At 65.3% G+C, this 18936-nt stretch carries 15 protein-coding genes and 3 pseudogenes; 7 read left to right on the top strand and 11 right to left on the bottom strand.

Annotated features, from left to right (window positions below; genetic code table 11):
- Positions 1 to 83: 83 nt before the first annotated feature.
- Complete coding sequence (locus tag NP3_RS20890; protein ID WP_063043280.1) at positions 84 to 1169, bottom strand: phage tail tip lysozyme; 1086 nt, start codon at positions 1167 to 1169, stop codon at positions 84 to 86.
- A gap of 162 nt (positions 1170 to 1331) precedes the next feature.
- Between NP3_RS20890 and NP3_RS20885 the strand changes: the two genes are divergently transcribed.
- A complete protein-coding gene (locus NP3_RS20885; RefSeq protein WP_063043279.1) occupies positions 1332 to 2096 on the top strand; it encodes an SDR family oxidoreductase in 765 nt (254 codons plus the stop codon).
- A 56-nt stretch (positions 2097 to 2152) separates the two neighbouring features.
- Here the strand turns inward: NP3_RS20885 and NP3_RS20880 are convergent, their stop codons facing one another.
- From NP3_RS20880 to NP3_RS20855, 6 genes are read right to left on the bottom strand one after another with little or no spacing between them, the layout of a single operon-like run.
- Positions 2153 to 4354, bottom strand: coding sequence for an MMPL family transporter (locus tag NP3_RS20880; protein WP_063043295.1), 2202 nt, complete (start codon positions 4352 to 4354; stop codon positions 2153 to 2155).
- 20 nt (positions 4355 to 4374) lie between these two features.
- Positions 4375 to 5793, bottom strand: coding sequence for a cytochrome P450 (locus NP3_RS20875; RefSeq protein WP_063043278.1), 1419 nt, complete (start codon positions 5791 to 5793; stop codon positions 4375 to 4377).
- Between the two features lie 13 nt (positions 5794 to 5806).
- Positions 5807 to 6859: an NAD-dependent epimerase/dehydratase family protein gene (locus NP3_RS20870; RefSeq protein WP_063043277.1), complete on the bottom strand. Its 1053-nt coding sequence runs from the start codon at positions 6857 to 6859 to the stop codon at positions 5807 to 5809.
- A complete protein-coding gene (locus NP3_RS20865; RefSeq protein ID WP_063043276.1) occupies positions 6832 to 8538 on the bottom strand; it encodes a fatty acid CoA ligase family protein in 1707 nt (568 codons plus the stop codon). The genes NP3_RS20870 and NP3_RS20865 overlap by 28 nt, the downstream gene beginning before the upstream one ends.
- Complete coding sequence (locus tag NP3_RS20860; RefSeq protein WP_063043275.1) at positions 8535 to 9443, bottom strand: beta-ketoacyl-[acyl-carrier-protein] synthase family protein; 909 nt, start codon at positions 9441 to 9443, stop codon at positions 8535 to 8537. The genes NP3_RS20865 and NP3_RS20860 overlap by 4 nt, the downstream gene beginning before the upstream one ends.
- Before the next feature lies 1 nt (position 9444).
- The gene (locus NP3_RS20855) at positions 9445 to 10482 is read right to left on the bottom strand and encodes a 3-oxoacyl-ACP synthase III family protein (RefSeq protein WP_063043274.1); all 1038 of its coding nucleotides are present in this window, start codon (positions 10480 to 10482) and stop codon (positions 9445 to 9447) included.
- Positions 10483 to 10941: 459 nt separating this feature from the next.
- Between NP3_RS20855 and NP3_RS20850 the strand changes: the two genes are divergently transcribed.
- Together NP3_RS20850 and ku are read left to right on the top strand one after the other, a co-directional pair.
- Entirely contained in the window at positions 10942 to 12045 is a 1104-nt protein-coding gene (locus tag NP3_RS20850; RefSeq protein WP_245721046.1) for a lycopene cyclase family protein, read from the top strand.
- Positions 12045 to 13010: a non-homologous end joining protein Ku gene (gene ku, locus NP3_RS20845; RefSeq protein ID WP_063043272.1), complete on the top strand. Its 966-nt coding sequence runs from the start codon at positions 12045 to 12047 to the stop codon at positions 13008 to 13010. Before NP3_RS20850 ends, ku begins: the two co-directional genes overlap by 1 nt.
- A 119-nt stretch (positions 13011 to 13129) precedes the next feature.
- Here ku and NP3_RS20840 read toward each other — a convergent pair whose 3' ends face one another.
- A complete protein-coding gene (locus NP3_RS20840; RefSeq protein ID WP_063043271.1) occupies positions 13130 to 13507 on the bottom strand; it encodes a nuclear transport factor 2 family protein in 378 nt (125 codons plus the stop codon).
- 88 nt (positions 13508 to 13595) lie between these two features.
- Between NP3_RS20840 and NP3_RS46865 the strand changes: the two are divergent.
- Positions 13596 to 14354: pseudogene (locus tag NP3_RS46865) on the top strand (MmyB family transcriptional regulator); the annotation flags it as partial.
- A gap of 23 nt (positions 14355 to 14377) precedes the next feature.
- Here the strand turns inward: NP3_RS46865 and NP3_RS49855 are convergent.
- Complete coding sequence (locus tag NP3_RS49855) at positions 14378 to 14998, bottom strand: hypothetical protein (protein WP_063043268.1); 621 nt, start codon at positions 14996 to 14998, stop codon at positions 14378 to 14380.
- A 154-nt stretch (positions 14999 to 15152) separates the two neighbouring features.
- Here NP3_RS49855 and NP3_RS20820 point away from each other — a divergent pair, with 154 nt between their 5' ends.
- From NP3_RS20820 to NP3_RS20810, 3 genes and pseudogenes are all read left to right on the top strand, one after another.
- Complete coding sequence (locus NP3_RS20820; protein WP_245721045.1) at positions 15153 to 16205, top strand: isopenicillin N synthase family dioxygenase; 1053 nt, start codon at positions 15153 to 15155, stop codon at positions 16203 to 16205.
- A 10-nt stretch (positions 16206 to 16215) separates the two neighbouring features.
- Positions 16216 to 17046: pseudogene (locus NP3_RS20815) on the top strand (methionine ABC transporter ATP-binding protein); the annotation flags it as partial.
- Between the two features lie 11 nt (positions 17047 to 17057).
- Positions 17058 to 17721: pseudogene (locus NP3_RS20810) on the top strand (methionine ABC transporter permease).
- 69 nt (positions 17722 to 17790) lie between these two features.
- Here the strand turns inward: NP3_RS20810 and NP3_RS20805 are convergent.
- Positions 17791 to 18204 (bottom strand): DUF4189 domain-containing protein, encoded by a 414-nt coding sequence (locus NP3_RS20805; RefSeq protein WP_063043267.1) that lies wholly within the window; start codon positions 18202 to 18204, stop codon positions 17791 to 17793.
- A 128-nt stretch (positions 18205 to 18332) separates the two neighbouring features.
- Positions 18333 to 18785, bottom strand: coding sequence for a DoxX family protein (locus tag NP3_RS20800; RefSeq protein ID WP_063043266.1), 453 nt, complete (start codon positions 18783 to 18785; stop codon positions 18333 to 18335).
- Between the last annotated feature and the right edge of the window lie 151 nt (positions 18786 to 18936).

The following is an 18936-nucleotide window of genomic DNA, read 5'->3' as shown; positions in this document are numbered from 1 at the left end:
AGAACCACCGATTTTACCTGGCGCCAGCGGTGCTTCCGACACCCCACGATCCAGGTGTGACCGCGCTAACTCCGCGATCGGCGCTAGGCCGCTACGCTGGCCATATTCGACGCGATGCTGTTGGCATTCGCGACGCGTTGACCGCGGGCCTCACCCGAGCTGCGTTCGTAGTACTGATCGAACGCGGCCGCCGCGGCACCGGCCGAGTTCGCAGCCTTGATCTGTCCATACGCACCGGACTCACTGCCCCGCAGTTCGTGCATCATGAAATCGACCTGGAGATGCCAGTCGGTGATCGACCGGTGTTGGGGGTCGTTAGCGGCGAATGCCTCGAGCGCCGTCCGTCGGCCGCCTTCCCACTGGCAGAGGCCGATGGCTCCTTCGCCGGGGTTGTAGGCACCGGTATCGAAACCCGATTCGACCTGCATATTGCCCAAGATGCCCGCCGCTTGCGCCGGTGTGAAGCCCTTGCTCAGGAGGTACTTGTAGATCTCGCTGGCCGTCACTTTCTGACCTGCGCCGATGGGTTGGGCACTCGCGCTGTTGCCAAGACCTGCGGGGCCGCTGGAGTTGCGGCTGTTTCCACCGCTGCCGGTATAGGTGGGGAACTGGTTGCCGCTACCGATCGAATTCGTGGCACTTCCGCTGTCGTCCGACTCCGGGTCGGTGACCTTTCCTGCCTGATCGTCCAATGCGTCGTACGCGTCCGAGACTGCCTGTGCCGCTTTCTCGACCTTCTTATCGATTTTGTTGATTGCGGTCATCTGCAACTCGATGCTGCGCGGCAGCGGCACGTCGGTCAGATTCGGCACACCGGCCATAATGTCCTTGACGTCGCCCACCAGTTCCTTGACCTCGCGGGTCGTGGTGATGGACACGTCGGCCGCTTTCGCCGCGATCTGGGCGATATTGCTGTCCAGCGAGTTCAGATCGTCTCTATATTTGGTGTCGTCGCTCTGTTTGGCACGGTATTTCGTGACGAGTTCGCCGGACTTCAGCTGCGACTCCCCCAGGCCCTTCAGACCCTCGACCGTGATCGACTTCGCCGAGCCGTCGCCCACCGCCTTCACCAACTTCGCCAGCACCGTCTCTATGTGGCTGGCGAAGGCGTTGAGGATCGGTGCATCCGGCCGCGACGGCAGCGATGTGTCGACAGCCTCGTCAGCCATATGTCACCTTCCCGTCGAGACCTCTCCGGCAGCTTAATCGCAGCTAGGCGCCACACATCGACCATTAGGTCCCCGTCGGTGGGAACAGTCGCTCCGGATCGAAATCGCACAAACCCGACCGGGTCCACTCGGCGTATTCAAACAGAGGTAGCGTGCCATCACATGACGACCGATCTGTTGGGCAAGAGCGCACTCGTTTCCGGAGCCAGCCGGGGCATCGGCAAGGCCGTCGCGGCGGAGCTGCTGCGCCGCGGCGCAAATGTGCTGATCACCGCCCGCAAGCCGGAACCGCTCGAGGAGGCGGCCGCCGAGCTGCGGGCGCTCGGCCATCGGGGCGAGGTCAGCGCGCTGGCGGGCAATTCGGGTGATCCGGACAGCCGTGCCACCGCGGTGAGTCGCGTGGTCTCGGAATTCGGCTCGCTCGACATCCTGATCAACAACACCGGTATCAACCCCGTCTACGGCTCGCTCATGGATGCGGATCTGGAGGCGGTGCGCAAGATCTTCGACGTCAATGTCGTCGCCGCACTCGGGTACGTGCAGGAGGCCTACAAGGCTTGGATGCGCGATCACGGCGGTGCGGTGGTGAATGTGGCCAGTGTCGCGGGTCTGCGTTCGACCGGCGTGATCGCGGCGTACGGCGCGTCCAAGGCCGCGCTCATCCGGCTCACCGATGAACTGGCCTGGCAGCTGGGCCCGAATATCCGGGTGAACGCGGTCGCGCCGGGCGTGATCAAGACCAAGTTCGCCGATGCGCTGTACTCGGCGGATGAGGAGCGGGCCGCGAGCGTGTACCCGATGAAGCGGCTCGGTGCGCCGGAGGATGTGGCGCAGCTGATCGGATTCCTGGTCTCGGACGAAGCCAAATGGATCACCGGTGAGACGATCCGCGTCGACGGCGGATTGTTGTCGACCGGCGGAATCTGAACCGTCCCAGCAGAACTGATGGCCGTGCGGCGAATTCCGCACGGCCATCGGCGTTTCTATACTCGGGCTGGCTGGCGCAGGTCGTCCGGATCGGGCAGCGACGGCGCGGAAGGTCCTTCGTCGAATCCGAAACGCTCGTGCAGCTTTTCGAGCGGGCCGGGCGCCCACCAGTTCCAGTCGCCGAGCAGTTTCATCACCGTGGGCAGCAGGAAGCCGCGGACCAGGGTCGCATCGACCAGCACCGCGAGCGGCAGCCCGATGCCGAAGGACTTCATGAAGGTGATGTCCGAGGCCAGGAATCCCAGGAACACCAGGGAGATCAGGACTGCGGCGGCGGTGACGATGCGACCGATCTTCTCGAGCCCGTGGGCAACCGCGGATTCGTTCTTGCCGGTGCGTTCGTATTCTTCGAGGATCCGTGACAGCAGGAATACCTGATAGTCCATTGCCAGACCGAAGGCGACACCGAAGAGCATGACCGGCACGGTCGGCGGCAGATCCCCCGTCACGGTGAAATCGAGCAGGCCGGACAGGTGCCCGTCCTGGAAGATCCAGACCAGCGCACCGAAGGTGGCGGTCAGACTGAGTGCGCTGAGCACGATCGCGACCAGCGGCAGCACCACGCTGCCGGTCAGCAGGAACAGCACGACCAGCATGATGATCACGACGTAGGCCAGTGCCACGGGCAGCGCCGAGGTCACCGCATCGAGAGAATCGGCGCTCGCGGCCGCGATACCGCCGACCAACCGCTGTGCGGGCGCGGGCACGGCGCGCAACTCCTCGGCCACCCGATCCAGTAGCGCCGGATCGCTGGTGTCCGGAGTCACCGAAAGGTATGCGGCGTCCTTGGTTTCGAAGCGCGCGTGCTGCGCCATAGCCGGGGCGAGTTGCCCGCCGTGGGCGTAGCTGCCGGTGGCGGTGTCGACGCGACGGACATTGTCGATTTCGGATAGTTTCCTGGCGTAGGCGTCCAGCCCGGATTTGCCCTCGGGCAGTACGACGAAAAGTCCATTGGTGTCGGTGGCGGCGAATTCGCGCTGGATGGTCTCGGTGATCTGCCGGTTGTTCATCGACTCCGGCAATGCCCGCTCGTCCGGGAAACCGAGTTTCACACCGAGGAAGGGGGTCCCGAGCAGCAGCAGGAAGGCCGCGACCGCCAAGCCGATGGGCATCGGCTTGCGCATCACGAATACCGCGAGCCGATGCCAGAAGCCCTCACCGGGCGCGGGGCGTTGTGGTCGAAAGAACCAACCGAGTTGGCCGCGATCAATGCGGCTGCCGAGCAGCAGCAGAATCGCGGGCAGCACCGTCAGCGACACCGTCGCGGCGATCGCCGCGACCGCCAGACCCGCATAACCCATGGAACGCACCGCGAGCAGCGGAAAGAACAGCAGTCCTGACAGCGCGACCGCGACGGTGACCGCCGAGAAGGCCACGGTACGTCCGGCCGAACGCATGGTCGCGGCGACGGCGGGACCGGTTGCGGCGCCAGCGGCCAATTCGTCGCGGTAGCGGCTGATGATCAACAGGCTGTAGTCGATCGCGAGACCGAGACCGAGCAGAGTGGCGACATTGGTCGCGGTCGCGGCGAGATCGGTGACCAGGGTGATCATCCACAGCGCGCCCATGGTGATCATCACGGTCACCGCCGCGACGACCAGCGGCAGGCTGGCCGCCACCAACCCGCCGAATACGAACAGCAGGGCGATCAGTGTGATCGGGAAGGCGATGGATTCGCCGAGGACGGCGTCCTTTTCGCTCTGCTGCACCGTCTCGTGCAACAACATCGCGTAACCGCCGACGCGCACCTGCACCGGCCCGTGCGTGCCACCGTAGCGATCCGCCAGACCGCCGACCTTCTGATCGACCGCACCCTCCTCACCGAGAATGCTCGCGACGATCAGCCCTGATTTGCCGTCGGCGCTGCGCAATGCGGGCGACTTGTCCATCCAGTACGACATGACACCCGCGACGCCCGGCTCATCCTTCAGCTTCAGCGCCAATTTCACTGCGGCCGTTGCCGATTCGGGGTCGTCGACCGAGGTGTCGCTGTGCACCAGCAGCACGAAGTTCGGCGGCGCCTGACCGAAGGTATCGCGCAGAATCTCGGTGGCCCGACTGGATTCGCCGCCAGGATCGCTGTAGCCACCGCCCTGCACTTTGTCGAACAACGTCGAGCTGAGCATCCCCATTACCAGCGCGAGACCGGCGAATACGCCGAGAATCCATTTGCTGCGCTGCTTGGTCAGTTCGAACACCGCCACACCCTCATCACTCGTTAAGCCGCGCCGCGCTCGCTCCCTGACGAATCCGCGACGTGCCCGGTTTGCACCTGCCTGGCCACCACCCGCATCGGCAGATACTTCGGGTGCACCAAGGCGCCGATCACCGTCTCTTGCACCGCGATACCGGGCATCGGGCGCAGGCGCCAGCGCCCGCCGATCGTAGCAACCTGGAGGGCAACCTCGGTGAGCGAGAACACGTTTCCCGGACACTGCCTCGTGCCCATACCGAACGGCAGGTACGCGCCTTTGGGCCGGGACTCCATTGCCGCAGGCAGCCAGCGGTCCGGGTCGAATTTGCCGGGATTCGGGAAGATCGCCGGATCCCGGTGTACCGCAACGGGACACACCAGCAACATCGCGCCCTGCGGCAACGCGGTGCCGCCGAGTTCATAGTTCGCGGGCACATCGCGGACGGTCAGCCACGGCGAGTACATGCGCAGGGTTTCGGTGACGATCCGCTTGGTCAGATCGAGTCGGCCGAGATCGGCGAATTCGGCCGGACGGCCGCCGAGCACCCCGTCGATCTCCGCGTGGAAAGCGGCCTCCAACTCGGGATTTCGGCCCAGCTCGTGGAAGACCCAGGACAGCGTCATGCCGGTGGCCTCGGTACCACCGACCAGGAAGTTGATCAGCTCGTCGTGCACCTGGGCATCGGTGAGCGCGACACCGTCCTCGTCGCGGGCCTTGATCAGAGTGTCCAGCAAGTCGCCGTGATCCAGGTTCGGATCCGCGGCCAGGTCCGCACGGTAGGCGGCGATGATCTTGCTGGTCGCCGACTTCATCCCGGCGACAAGGCCTTCGAAGCGCCGGTTGCCGGGCAGTGGCAGCCTGTCGATCCAGGCCGGGCGGGTGACGCGGCGGGCGAGCAGCGTCATGACCGGTGTGAGCATCTCGTGGATTTCCGCGCCGGTCTCCGCGCCGAGGTCGCCGCTGAACAGCGCCCCCGCGACGGTGCGCAGCGCCAGATCGTGCATCTCGGCATTGACGACCACCATTTGACCGTCACGCCAGGCATCGGCCTGTTCCGCGCCCAGACGCGTCATCACGGTGGCGTACTGCGCGATGCGGCCGCGAGCGAAGGCCGGGGCGATCATCCGGCGCTCCCGCTTGTGCTGCGGGCCCGACAGCACGGTCACGCCCGCGCCGAGCAGCGCCTCCGCGCGATCGATCATCGCACCCTGATCGGACAGGCCGACGAATGCCTCGCGGATCAGGTCCGGTTCGGTGACGACGTAGGTGTCGTAACCCGGAATCTTCACTCGCACCACGGGCCCGAGGTCCGACAACGTCTGCAGGAAGCGGTACGGCCTGCGCGCGAGACGGTGCGAATGGCCGATGAGGGGTAATGCCCCCGGTGCGGTCGGCACCGCATTCGTGCCGGTCGGGCGGCTGGCGAGCCGGGTGGTCATCATGCGAGTCTCCTGGTCATCCGCGAGCGATGACGGCGTCGACGCCGCCGGTCTGGCCGACCCAGTCGACGTAGGCCGCCAGTCCGTCGGCCAGCGAGACAGTCGGCGCGTAGCCGAAATCCCGGGTGGCCGCGCTGGTGTCATAGGTACTGGAGACGGTCAGTGCCGCAGTGGTCCAGCTGGACAGTGGCGGCGCGTAGCGCTCCTTGATCGCCGGTACCCGCCATATGGTGTCGAAAACCGCGATGGCGGCGTCGAATACCGGTTTGGGGATGGTCCGGGTGGGCGGCGTCAGGTCCAAGGCGACGGCGAGATCCTTGACGAACTTCCACAGATCGACATCCTCGGGATCGGCGAGGAAGTAGGCATTGCCCGCGACCTGATCCGAGCGCGCCGCCTGTAGGCAGGCCTGCGCGGCGTGCTCGCAGTAGGTGATCGACACCATGATGTTCTTGCCGCCGGAGAGATCGGGCAGCTTGCCGAACTTCAACTTTCGCAACAGCAGCGTCATCCAACCCGAGGAACGCGGTCCCCAGATCATCCGCGGTCGCAGCGCGCAGGTCACGAAATCCGGGGTGTTGGTGGCCAGGACGAGTTGTTCGGCGGCGGCCTTGGTCTCCACGTACAGACTCTTCGGGGCGGTCACGTACGGCTCGGACTCGTCGATGCCGAAGCGGTCGGTGTCATAGGAGGTCGCCACCGAGGGGCTGCTGACGAAGACGAACCGGCCGACACCGGCCTCCTGCGCGGCCTTCATCAGCCGCCGGGTGCCCTCGACATTGGCCTCCCAGAACTGCGCCCGGCTACCGACCTCGGCGACCAGCCCGGCGCTGTGATACACCACATCGACGCCCTTACACGCGGTGACCAGCGATTCGTAGTCGCCGAGATCGCCTGCCACCGCTTCGAGTTCGGGGACCGTCGACAGGTAGCCGAGATCGCTCGACGGCCGGACGACGGCACGCACCTCATCACCGGCCGCCACCGCGGCGTCGACGAGATGGCTGCCGAGGAATCCGGTTGCCCCGGTGACCAATGCCTTCATGGCCTCATACCCTTTCCGGCCCATACGGCTAACTCCTCGCGCCCGATCTTGGCGTTGTGCCTGATGTCGACCGGGAACCCAGGATGGGCGCGGAATACCTTGATGGACTTGGTGAGTTCGCGCTCGCGCGCGACGGACCACAGCTCCCGCTGGACCCGTGGGATCTCGGATTCCGCCACCCCGGACCGCAATTCGAAGCACAGCACCGGGATCTGCGCACCCGGCTCGCCGACACCGACGAGCGCCGTGCGGTGCACATCCGGGTGGGTATTGAAGATCTGCTCGCACTGCACGGTGAACAGGTCACCGGCCGCGGTGCGGACCCGCTGCGCCGAGCGGCCGCAGAACCACAGCCGACCGGACTCGTCCTGCCAGGCCAGATCGCCGACGCGATGCCAGCGGCGCACAGTGCCGTCCGGGCGGGTTTCGTCGATCTTGTTGCGGGCATCGGCGGCCCGGTTGCGGTGATAGGCGGTGCTGACTTGCGCACCGGTGGCGACGATTTCGCCGATCTGCCCCTGCGGCAGCACGAGGTCCTCGCGCCAGGTGGGGATTTCGTCATCGGAGACGGCGATGATCCGCACTCTTGCCTCGTTCTCGGACCCAGCGCTGTCGGATTCCGCGATCGGGCGGCCGACGCAGGTGCCCGCGCCCTCGGCGGTCTGCTTGCGGGTTTCGTCGAGTTCGGACCATTCGAGGGTGGTCAGCGGCAGTGCCTCGGTCGCACCGTAGGTGGTGAAGACGCGCGCGGACTCACCGAGAGCGGTCCTAACCCCCACCAGCGCATCGAGGTTCGCGGGCGCGCCCATCGAGATGACCCGAACCAGACTCGGCAGCGTGATCCCGGTTCTTGTCAGATATTCGCCGAGCGGACCGAGCAGGGCGGGCGATGCGGTGACATCGGTGGCCTGGAAACTCTGGACCACATCGGTGACCAGTGCCGGATCGGCCCTGGACACCCGCACCGGATCGACCGGCCCGAGCACCACATGCGCCCCCTGCAGCAGATCGAAGATGCCGAACAGCGGTACCGAGGTCAGCGAGACGAAACCCGTTGGGCGGCCGTGCAACTGCTCGATCACCCGCAGCGAGGCGGCGAATCCGGCCCTGGTGAACTCCACCCCCTTGGCCGGTCCGGTACTGCCGGTGGTGAATGCGATCATCAACAGATCGTCTGGCCCATGGGCGATTTCGGGTGCGGCCGCACCGGGCGTCTGCCGCATGGCGAGCAAGGTGTGCCCACCCCAGAACGAGCGTCCGGCCGTCACATGCACCCGCACCGAACCGAAGGTGCGCCGCGCCGCCAGCCGCACCAGATGCGCCAGCGGTATACCGATGAACGCCTCCGCACCGACACTGCGGAAGCAATGCAGCATGCGACGCACGCCCATACCCGGATCCACCACCACCGGCACCGCCCCGACCCGGAACAGCGCGAAGATCACCGCGAACAGATCGGGATCGGGCTCGACCATGACGATGGTCTTGACGCCCTTGCTGATTCCGATCCGTTCGAAGGCCGCGGCATAGGCCTCGACCCGAGCGCCGAGTTCGGCGAAGGTCAGCGTCGCGAATCCGAGATCCGTTGCACGCCTGGCACGTTCGGGATGAGCGACGGTCGGATAGCTGATGGCGGGCAGGTCGGCGCGCTGCCGGATCTGATGCTCGAGCAGCGCGCTCAGATCCGCGGGCTGCTGGCTCACCCCGCACCGCCGACGGGAACGGTGTAGCTCACGCAGCCTGCGATCGGACCGGATCCCGCGGCGACCAGGAGCAATTCGTCACCGGCCGACAGTTCACCGGCCTCGAGCAACTGGTGGTAGGCGATGATCAAACCCGAGCTGCCCGCGTCCAGGTCGCCGGTCGCGGCCTGATGGGTTCGGACGAAACCGAATTCGCTCGCCAGAGTGGTCGCGAAGTCGGGCACCGGGTTATTGGTGACCAGTACGCGCTGCCCCTCCGGACGTTCGGCCAGGTACGGGCGGACCGCGGCAAACGCTGCGCCGCTGACCAATTCCGCGTAGTCGTCGGCGACATCGACGGTGATCGAGCGCTGTCCGTCGTCACCCATCGCCTTCAGATCGAGGTATCCGGCGATACCGGGATGGGTGCCGACCGCGCGCGGCAGCGGCGCCGGGATATGCACGCGGTCGAAGCCGGTGCCCTCATCGATCCCCTTGGTCACCAGCAACGCGGCACCGACCGCGGCATAGCGGAAGTCGGCGGGTGCGTGTCCGACGCCGCCGGGGTGGGCGTCGCTGCCGACGATCAGCACCCGCTCGACCGTGCCGTTCTCCAGCAGCGCACCCGCGGCCTGCAATGCGTTGAGCACGCCGCAGGCCCCGTTACGCAGATCGAGCGAGAATCCCGCCCGCGAGGAGCCGACCTGGTAGTCCAGGTGCATCCCCAATTCCTTCTGGATCAGCGCCGCATTGGACGGTTCGACGATATTGCTGTCGCGGTAGACGCCGACATTGATAAGCACGTCGATATCGTTCGGGTCGACGCCCCCGCCCGCGAGGCACTCCCCGCCCGCCCGCACGGCGTGGTCTATGGAACCCAGGGTGGGGTCGGCGCTGACGGCGGACCGCCGAATAATGAACGTCATTTCATCCCACCAATGCGCTGATAGTTGCCGAAAGGACACCGAATACCATTCCTGAGGCCGTCGGCACGAAACAGATTTTGGCCCCCTTCGGGATCTCGCCTCGGGAAATGTAGTCGTGCAGCACCAGGAAATGCGTACTTGCTCCGGTGTTGCCATACTTTTCGACGGTTGCCAGCCGCGGCGGCATCGCGGTGCCGTGAATCTTGCTGCCGGATTCGGCGAGCTTCTCGGTGAATCCGACGCCGAGCTGGTGGAACACGATGAAGTCGAACTTCTCGTCGGCGAATGTGGTGCCGCGTTTTGCGAGGATATCGCGATGGAATTTCGCCCATGTTTCCCGGCGCGGCGCGGCTTGCATAGTGAGATTATCGGTCAACATGATCATGTTCTCGCTGGCATCGCTCGGTTTGGCAATACACAATGGCGAGTACTCGGCGCAGGTCGTCAGATCGACGTAGTGCAGTACGTCTTCCTCGTCCACCGCGGGGTCCAGAATGACCGCGACCGCGGCATCCGCGAGAGTGAGTGCGGCGAACTGTGGATCGCGCACATCGACGGCCTCGGCGAGTGCGCCCTCGGTCACCGGCGAGATCACCTCGGGCGTGACGACCATGCCATTGCGCACCGCACCCGCGCGAATCAGATTGTCCAGCAGATAGATTCCGGTCATGGTGCCGCCGCAGGCATTCGCCACGTCGTAACCGGACGCATTGACCGCGCCGATGCGCCGGGCGATCTCCTGTGCCGCCGACGGTTCGAAGACCATATGGAATCCGTCGTGCACGGTGGTGCCACCGCAGATGATGATGTCCAGGTCGGCGGCGACCAATCCGGACTTCGCAAGCGCGTCCTGCGCGGCCCGCGCGCCGAGGGTCATGGTGTCCTCGCTGGTGCGGTCGACCATATAGCGATGACCGATGCCAGTAATTCGCTCGACGTCGAAGTCGCCGCCGCTCGTCATCCGGCTCAGTACTTCCGAAGTGGTGTATTCGCCGACCGGAAGGGCGGCTCCCAGGGCGCGTAATCGGGAAGAATTCACCGTAGCGGTCCTTTCGACAGAGACGGGCAGCACGAACTCCCCGGCTGGCACGACAATGGCCGCGGGCAGATGATGCGGGAATTCCGTTCCACGCGATCGCGAGAACAGAAGGTTCCGAAATCAACATTGATTTCGGTAATCGGATCCGGATTGCCCGACCCTGGGCAATCCGTTCCACGACGCCGAGCATACGGCGCACCGGACAAGGTGACCAGCCAGATGACAGCACGGTGCTACTGACGAGTCACATAGTTGCTGGAAAAGGGAGATCTGACATGATCGCATTATGAAGAATGTCACCGTCGATATCCGTGAACTATCACAGCGCAACGGTGACGAACCGCCCGGCAGTAAGCTCCGCACGACCGACGAACCACGCCGACAACGAAGGGGGTCCGCCATGCACACCACCGAACTCGCTGTGCCACACCGGCATCCGCGTTTCGCATGGGAAATGCGATGACCGCGGACCTCATCGTCTGCGGACTCGGGCCCGCCGGTCGCGCACTCGCGCACCGCTGTCTCGCGCACGGAATGTCGGTCACCGCAATCGATCCGGTGCCGGATCGACCCTGGTCGGCGACGTATGCGGGATGGTATGACGAGCTGCCGGGATGGCTGGATCCGTCGGTTATCGCCACCACCGTGCAGTATCCGACGGCGTGGGGCACGAGGTCGCATCGACTCGACCGAACCTATGTCGTCTTCGACTCCGCGCGGTTGCGGGATTCGCTGAATCTCGACGGTGCACAAATAGTTGCCGATCGGGTTGCCGAAATTCGGCACAACACAGTGACTTTGGCTTCGGAAACAATATTCGGTGCGAAACGTGTTATCGACGCACGAGGAATTGCCCGCTCCCCCGAACTCGCCGAGCAAACCGCGTACGGCATGGTCGCGCGACGCGACGCCGACATTGAACCCCTGTTCATGGACTGGCGCTTGGACAACGGCGCGGAACCCGATGCGCCACGGTCGTTTCTGTACGCGGTGCCGCTGAGCGCGGAGACGATGCTGCTGGAGGAGACCTGCCTCGCCGGACGCCCCGCCCTCGACACCGCGGTGCTGCGTGACCGCCTGCACCACCGGTTGCGCTCGCGCGGAATCGAACTCACCGGCACCGAACCGATCGAGCGCGTGCGTTTCCCGGTGCAGGGCGGCCACCCCGGACAGCGACGATTCGGCGCGGCGGGCGCATTCACCCATCCCGCAACGGGTTACAGCGTCACCGCCTCGCTCGCCGCCGCCGACACCGTCGCCCGCGATGCGTCGGCATGGCCTGCCCGGGCGCGAGCGGTACACGCGTTGCGGTCGGCGGGTCTGCGCGCATTGCTCGCACTGCCGCCCGCCGACCTACCTGTCTTCTTCGATGCCTTCTTCACCCTGCCGCCGGAACTGCAACGGGCCTATCTATCGGGCCGCACCGATCTGGGCGGCACCGTGGCCGCCATGCGCACGCTCTTCACCGCCCTGCCCGCACCGCTGCGTCGGCGCGTCGCGACCGCGACACTCGGGATTCCGATTCGCTCGCCTATTCGAATCGGTTCGTCCATGATGGAGTGATGGCACGAGCTATCTGGAAGGGCTCGATTGCGTTCGGGCTGGTAAACGTCCCTGTCAAGGTGTACACAGCCACCGAGGACCACGACATTCGGTTTCACCAGGTGCATGCCAAGGACGGTGGCCGGATCAAATACGACCGCGTCTGCACGGTCTGCGGCAAGTCCGTGCAATACGCCGATATCGACAAGGCCTATGAATCCCCCGAGGGGGACAAGGTCATCCTGACCGACGAGGACTTCTCGAAGCTGCCCGCCGCCGAGAAGCACGAGATTCCGGTGCTGCAGTTCGTACCCAACGACCAGATCGACCCGATCCTGTTCGAGAAGAGCTACTACCTCGAACCCGACTCGAATACCCCCAAGGCCTACGTCCTGCTGGCGACCACTCTGGAACGCATCGATCGGACCGCGCTCGTACACTTCACGCTCCGGCAGAAGACCAGACTCTCGGCACTGCGGGTGCGCGACGGCGTACTGGTGCTGCAGACGCTGCTGTGGCCCGATGAGGTCCGTGCCGTCGAATTCGAATCCCTGGACGGTGTGGCCGAGCCGAAGCCGCAGGAGATCAAGATGGCCGAGACGCTGGTCGAGACCATGTCCGACGATTTCGATCCCGAGCAATACACCGACGAGTACCAGATCGAGTTGCAGAAGGTGCTCGACGAGGCCATCGCCAGCGGCACCGGGAAGGTGGTCAGTCAGCCCGAGGAGGCGCCCGCCGCGATGGACGCAGAGGTCGTCGACCTGGTGGCCGCACTGCAACGCAGCCTGGAGGCCAGTGGACGACGGACCGCCGAGAGTTCCGGCAAGACAGCCGCCAAGCCCAAGGCCAAAGCGGAACCGGCGAAGAAGGCCACCAAGGCAGCGGGCACCAAGACAACGGCCACAAAGTCTGCGGCCAAGAAGACCGCCGCCAAGCCCGCCAAGAAGACCGCGAAGAAAGCAGCTGCCCGCAAGGGCGCATAACCGACTACCCGCACACTCCTGGCAACTTGCGGCATGGACCGGTACCGCCGGGCACGAAGCGGGCGCTGATCCGCCGCGGCCGACTGGCCGGTGAGGGGCGCGGCGCCCGCCAGCGCCGATCAGAACATGCCGTGCGGGAGCTGGTCGGCGTCGGGCACCGGTTGTACGACATCCCAGTGCTCGGTGATCACGCCGTCGACCAGCCGCCAGATATCCACCACCGCAGCGCCGTGGACGTCGTCGGGCGCGATCATGTGGTAGTGCACGACCGCATATTCGTCATCGGTGATGACCCGTTTGATATCCAGCCGGGCCGCGGCCACCGGTGCGTTCGCGATGAACTCGATGAAGGCGTCACGGCCGGACGGATTGCCCGGACTGTGCTCGATGAAGTTCTCGTGCAACAGGTCTCGCAGTATCTCGATATTGCCCGCATTGAACTCCGCGAGGCCGTGGAGTAAGAGATCCCTATTGTGGGTTGCCAGGTTGTTCGTCATGGCGGTAACCCTCGCAAGCGCACGGTAAACCTGTCGATTACCAGCCATGTAATGGCGACTGCTCGCGTGGTGTGGTGATACTGGCGGGGTGGATAGCGAACGCCCCGTCGGAGCGCTGCTGCGTGAGTGGCGGTTGCGGCGCCGACTCAGCCAGCTCGAATTGTCCGTGCGGTCGGGCATCTCGACGCGGCATGTGAGTTTCGTGGAGACCGGGCGCACCATTCCCAGCCCGGCGATGGTCGAGCGGTTCGCCGAACATCTGGGCATCCCGTTGCGCGAACGCAATCGGCTGCTGGTCGCGGCAGGATACGCGCCGACATACCGGCATCGCGCACTCGACGATCCAGATCTTGCGCAGGCGCGCGCCGCGGTCCGGCGCGTACTCGATGCCCACGAACCGTTTCCCGCGCTGGCCATCGATCGGCAGTGGAATCTGTTGCTCGCCAACACGGCGGCCGAGGTGTTCTTCGAGGGTGTGGCCGCGGAGCTGTTGGGACCACCGATAAATATGATGCGAATCGGTCTGCACCCCAAGGGTTTCGCGCCACGCGTACGGAATATCGAACAGGTGCGCGGGTTCCTGCTGCCTCGGCTCGCCCGGCAGGCGACGCTGTCCGGCGATCCCGAATTGGCCTCGCTACACACGGAATTGAGCGCTTTCGCGCCGGAAGGCGTTTTGCCGCAGGTAGATCCGTCCGAGGTCGCGCTGCCCATCCATCTCGACCACCACGGCACGCAGCTGTCGCTGTTCAATACGATCATGCGGTTCGGTGCGGCCTTCGACGTGACCCTCGACGAGATCGCCATCGAGTCCTACTTTCCTGCCGATCAAACCACCAGCGCCTACCTGCATTCGCTCGCCAGGTATCGTCAGGAGTCGGCGGCCCGCGCTTTGCCCTCTTCGAAGAAATCGAGCAGGGCGGCGGCGTTGTTCACCTCCTCGCGCGAGCGCAGTGCGCCGAACGAGGCATTCCAGAATTCGCCGGTGCGCGGCGTCCACGGGCCGACATAGGCATACGGACCCGGATGCGCCGAATCACCCGGTGACACACCGTAATTGACCTCATTGACCGTGCTGGAGAGATCGAAATGCTCCGGCCACAGCACCGGAATGACATCGGGCGCCGTGCAGCGCAGAGTCGAATCCCCGAGCGCGAGCCAGTCCGCGATGAGCCCCGCCGCCTCCGAATCGACAGCGAGCTGATCGCCGGGGTCGACTCCGGTGGTATCGGCGTAGACATCGGCCGGTGCCTCGGGTTCGAAGCCCGCGGCGGCGGCGACCTTGTCGAAGGTGCCCGCGAGCGCGACCCGGCCCTCCGGCCACACCAAATCGGTGCCGACCACCGACACCGGCCACTGCGCACCGCCGAAACCACCGTGCACCACCCGTAGCCGGATGGTCCCGAAGCGCCGATATTGTGGGCCCGCGATCAACAATTCCCCCACCGCGTGCAGTGCGAGCCGGGTGTCCCGATACGTGATGTCGTCCACCCGGAAATCATCGCCGCTGCGGGCCGCCCGCGCTGGCGAATCGCACCAGCGGAATCAGGATGGATGGGCGATGACCAGTAGCACCTCGGCGGGCTCGAGGCGGATTCATCGCTGTCGCCTATTATCAAGATGTTGTCGAGGGAAGGACACTGCCGTGGAATTCCAAGTACCGGTCATCGATATCTCGTCATATGTCGGCGATGGCTCCGCAGCCGAACGCCGGGCGGTTGCCCGCGCGATCGACGCCGCCGCGAGCACCGTCGGCTTCATACAGATCACCGGCTACGCCATCCCACAACCGGCGCTCGACGACTTCGCGGCCGCACTCGACAGCTTCTTCGACCTCGAACCGGTGACCAAACAGGGCTATCGCACCCCGCCCGAAATCAATCGCGGCTATTCACCGCCCAAAAGCGAGAGCCTCAGCCTGAGCCTCGGCGGCGCGTACGCCACCCGCATGAACGATTATTTCGAGGCATTCAATGTGGGCATCTCCGCGGCCGCCTATCCGGAGGTCGAGTTGTCCGCGAGCGACTACGCCGAGAATCTGTGGCCGACAGAGATTCCCGGCTTTCGCGCACCCGTGGAGACCTACTTCGCGCACGCCGCCCGCATCGCACGAACCCTCACCACCATCTTCGCCGACGCCCTCGAACTGCCGCCCGGCTACTTCACCAGGTTCACCGACCATTCCCTCGACGTCCTGCGGATGAACAACTACGCGCTCCCGCCGGGCACCGTGGATCTCGACGACGAACTCACCGGTATGGGCGAACACACCGACTACGGCATCGTCACCGTCTTGTGGGCGGACCGGGTCCCCGGTCTCCAGGTCGTCGGCGCCGATGACCGTTGGCACGACGTGCAACCCGCCGACAACGCCCTGCTGGTCAATCTCGGCGACGTGATGGCGCGCTGGACCAACGAACGCTGGCTCTCCACCCTGCACCGCGTCATGCCGCCGATCACCGACGGAACCATCCAAAGACGCCGCAGCGCGGCCTTTTTCCACGACGGCAATCCGGACGCCGTCATCGAAACACTCCCGTCCTGCCTCGGCGAGGGAAGTAAATACGCCCCGATCACCGTCGCCGAACACCTGCGTACGAAACTCGCCGGTTCCCGTGCCCTGCAACCCAATACCAATGCCACCCGCGAGGCGGCACGGGCCTTCGCCGCGGCGAGCACCCGACGCACTTCGGAGTAAGCGCCACTCAAAGCCGACCACCGGCACCATCGAAGTCGCCGGGACGCCCGTCACGGGTGTGCGGGAGGCCGAGGTGCGCCGCATCCGCCGGGATATCGGCATGGTGTTCCAGCAGTTCAACCTGTTCCGATCGCGAACGGCCGCAGGCAATATCGAATATCCGCTCAGGGTCGCGGGCTGGAAGCGTGCCGAGCGCAAGGCACGGGTGAAGGAGTTGCTGGAGTTCGTCGGGCTCGCCGACAAGGCCCGCAGCTATCCGGATCAGCTCTCGGGCGGTCAGAAGCAGCGGGTCGGCATCGCGCGGGCACTGGCGACCTCGCCGTCACTGCTGCTCGCCGATGAATCGACCTCGGCGCTGGACCCGGAGACCACCGGTGAGGTGCTGCGGCTGCTGAAGAAGATCAATCGCGAACTCGGCGTCACCATTGTGGTGATCACGCACGAGATGGATGTGATCCGCGCGGTGGCCGATCGGGTCGCGGTGCTCGCCGAAGGCAAGATCGTCGAATTGGCCAGTACCTTCGAGGTTTTCGCGACCCCGCAGGCGGCGCCGACACAGTCGTTCGTCGAGACCGTGCTGCGCAATCGGCCCGACGCCGAAGAACTGCGGCGACTCGGTGAGATGCACGGTGGACGGTTGGTCACCGTGGATATCGACGACAAACGTGGGATCGGAGCGGCACTGGCCGTCGCCGCGCATGCGGGTGTCGAGTTCGAGGTGGTGTACGGCGGAGTGAGCACGTTGCAGGACAAGACGTTCGGCAGCGTGACTCTGGCATTGCACGGTTCGGATGACGATGTGGACAAGGTGGTCGAAGAACTCGATCACCGCGTCGGCTGAAAAGGCTAGCCGTGCATACGGATTGGGACAAACTCCGGCCGGTACTGACCGAGGCCGTCGGCACCACCATCTATCTGGTGCTGCTCACCTTCGTGGTCGGCGGATTGATCGGGCTGTTCCTCGGCACCGCCCTCTACACCACCCGCAAAGGCGGACTGCTGGCCAATGCGCCGATCAATGTGCTGCTCAATGTGTTGGTGAATGTGGTCCGGCCGATTCCGTTCATCATTCTGCTCGCGGCACTCGGTGCGGTCACCCTGGAAGTGGTCGGGACGACGATCGGTACGGATGCCGCTGCCTTCGTCATGATCGTGGCGGCATCCTTCGGTATCGCTCGCATAGTGGAACAGAATCTGGTCACGGTGGATCCGGGCGTCATCGAGGCGGCCAGGGCGGTCGGCGCCGGGCCGCTGCGGATCATTCTGACACTGCTGATCCCGGAAGCGTTGGGGCCCTTGGTGCTCGGCTACACCTTCGTGGTGATGGCCATCGTCGATATGTCCGCCATGGCGGGCACGGTCGGCGGCGGAGGGCTCGGTGATTTCGCGCTGGTCTACGGATACCAGCGCTTCGACTGGCAGGTCACCCTGGTCGCGACGTTGATCATTGTCGTCGGTGTGCAGGGGATTTCAGTTCCTGGGCAATTTCATTGCCCGAAAGGTGCTGCGCCGCTGATCCACCGGCGCGGCCACAGCCAGGTGCGCTCTCGACGCCGATCACGTCGAGAGCGCACTCGGTTTTCCGTCAGCCCGCGTTCGCGGTGCACTGCGAATCGACGATGCGCGGTTCGCGCGGCGCCGAACTGCCGAAGTTCAGCAGCGGCGGCGGTGCGGTCGGCCCGGCATTGGCGATCGCCTGCTGCTCGGCCTCGGCCCGTGTCGGCGCCCAGGCCCAGCCCAGGTGATCATCGCCATTGCGGGCCACGGCGGCGCACGCGTTGGCGAACTGCACGATGACATGGCAGCTGGACAGTCCGCACTGCTGCACCGCGGCACGGTCCGAATCCGCCCAGTTCGAGTAGTTGTATGCCCATCCGAGGGTCGCGTCGCCGCGCGACGAGACCGAAATCGCCAATGAGCCGTAGAGGCCATCGTCCGCCTGTGCGGTGCCTGCACCGGCGGCGACGAACGCACCCGCGGACGCGGCCACCAGACCCATGGCAGCCTTGGACGATAGTGACATGTGTTGCGCTCCCCAGTTCCGAAAATAGCTTCGGATCGAAATCCTGACCGTTCCGATCCGAATTGTCCAAATCTTTGTATCACCAGAGCTGGACAACCCGTCGGTCAGCGATCCCCCAGCGCCACACCTCCTCGTGCCGCCAAGGCTGACGAGCCCCACGGCGGCACCACATCGCGCCAGTCCGCCGGCCAATTCGCCAGCGCGACAACCACCATGATCACCAGATGAATCGGCGCCGAGGTGCCCTGCCAGAACGGCGCGTCATCGGTGAGGTGTGTGGTCACCGCACCCGTCAGCACCAACACCAGCATGGCCGCGCCCAAGAACCTGCTCTCCCGGCGCGGAAGCACCAGCAGCACAGCGGCGATCAACTCCAGCCCACCGACCACGAACCGCATGTTCGGATGAAATCCCCACTCCGCGAACTTCTCCGAATAGGCGGGCCCGAAAAACGTAGACCCGGGCCAGAACTTGGTCGCGCAGCCGACGAAGAACTCCAATCCGAGAAACCAGTAGAGCCCGGTACGTACCCGCTCCGACCGCAAGCGTTGCGACATGTTCCCTCTTCCGCAGGTCATCCACCGCGATGCGGCGGCGACGGGCATCTGCCCGCCACCGCTATGACCATGCCCGGCCGGGAAATGTGACGACGGCCGGAAACGCAGCGACCCCGACCGGATGGTCGGGGTCGCTGCGAATGGGTTCGGG

It is taken from the genome of Nocardia pseudovaccinii NBRC 100343 (assembly GCF_001613225.1).
GTDB lineage: Bacteria > Actinomycetota > Actinomycetes > Mycobacteriales > Mycobacteriaceae > Nocardia > Nocardia pseudovaccinii.
This window is presented reverse-complemented; position numbering and strand designations above follow the sequence as displayed.

What these genes read in the sequence shown, in the direction of transcription:
- NP3_RS20860 (WP_063043275.1), bottom strand. Translation starts at nt 9,443, where the DNA reads ATGACGTTCATTATTCGGCGGTCCGCCGTCAGCGCCGACCCCACCCTG.
- NP3_RS20870 (WP_063043277.1), bottom strand. Translation starts at nt 6,859, where the DNA reads ATGGGCCGGAAAGGGTATGAGGCCATGAAGGCATTGGTCACCGGGGCA.
- NP3_RS20840 (WP_063043271.1), bottom strand. Translation starts at nt 13,507, where the DNA reads ATGACGAACAACCTGGCAACCCACAATAGGGATCTCTTACTCCACGGC.
- NP3_RS20800 (WP_063043266.1), bottom strand. Translation starts at nt 18,785, where the DNA reads ATGTCGCAACGCTTGCGGTCGGAGCGGGTACGTACCGGGCTCTACTGG.
- NP3_RS20890 (WP_063043280.1), bottom strand. Translation starts at nt 1,169, where the DNA reads ATGGCTGACGAGGCTGTCGACACATCGCTGCCGTCGCGGCCGGATGCA.
- NP3_RS20805 (WP_063043267.1), bottom strand. Translation starts at nt 18,204, where the DNA reads ATGGGTCTGGTGGCCGCGTCCGCGGGTGCGTTCGTCGCCGCCGGTGCA.
- ku (WP_063043272.1), top strand. Translation starts at nt 12,045, where the DNA reads ATGGCACGAGCTATCTGGAAGGGCTCGATTGCGTTCGGGCTGGTAAAC.
- NP3_RS20875 (WP_063043278.1), bottom strand. Translation starts at nt 5,793, where the DNA reads ATGATGACCACCCGGCTCGCCAGCCGCCCGACCGGCACGAATGCGGTG.
- NP3_RS20885 (WP_063043279.1), top strand. Translation starts at nt 1,332, where the DNA reads ATGACGACCGATCTGTTGGGCAAGAGCGCACTCGTTTCCGGAGCCAGC.
- NP3_RS20850 (WP_245721046.1), top strand. Translation starts at nt 10,942, where the DNA reads ATGACCGCGGACCTCATCGTCTGCGGACTCGGGCCCGCCGGTCGCGCA.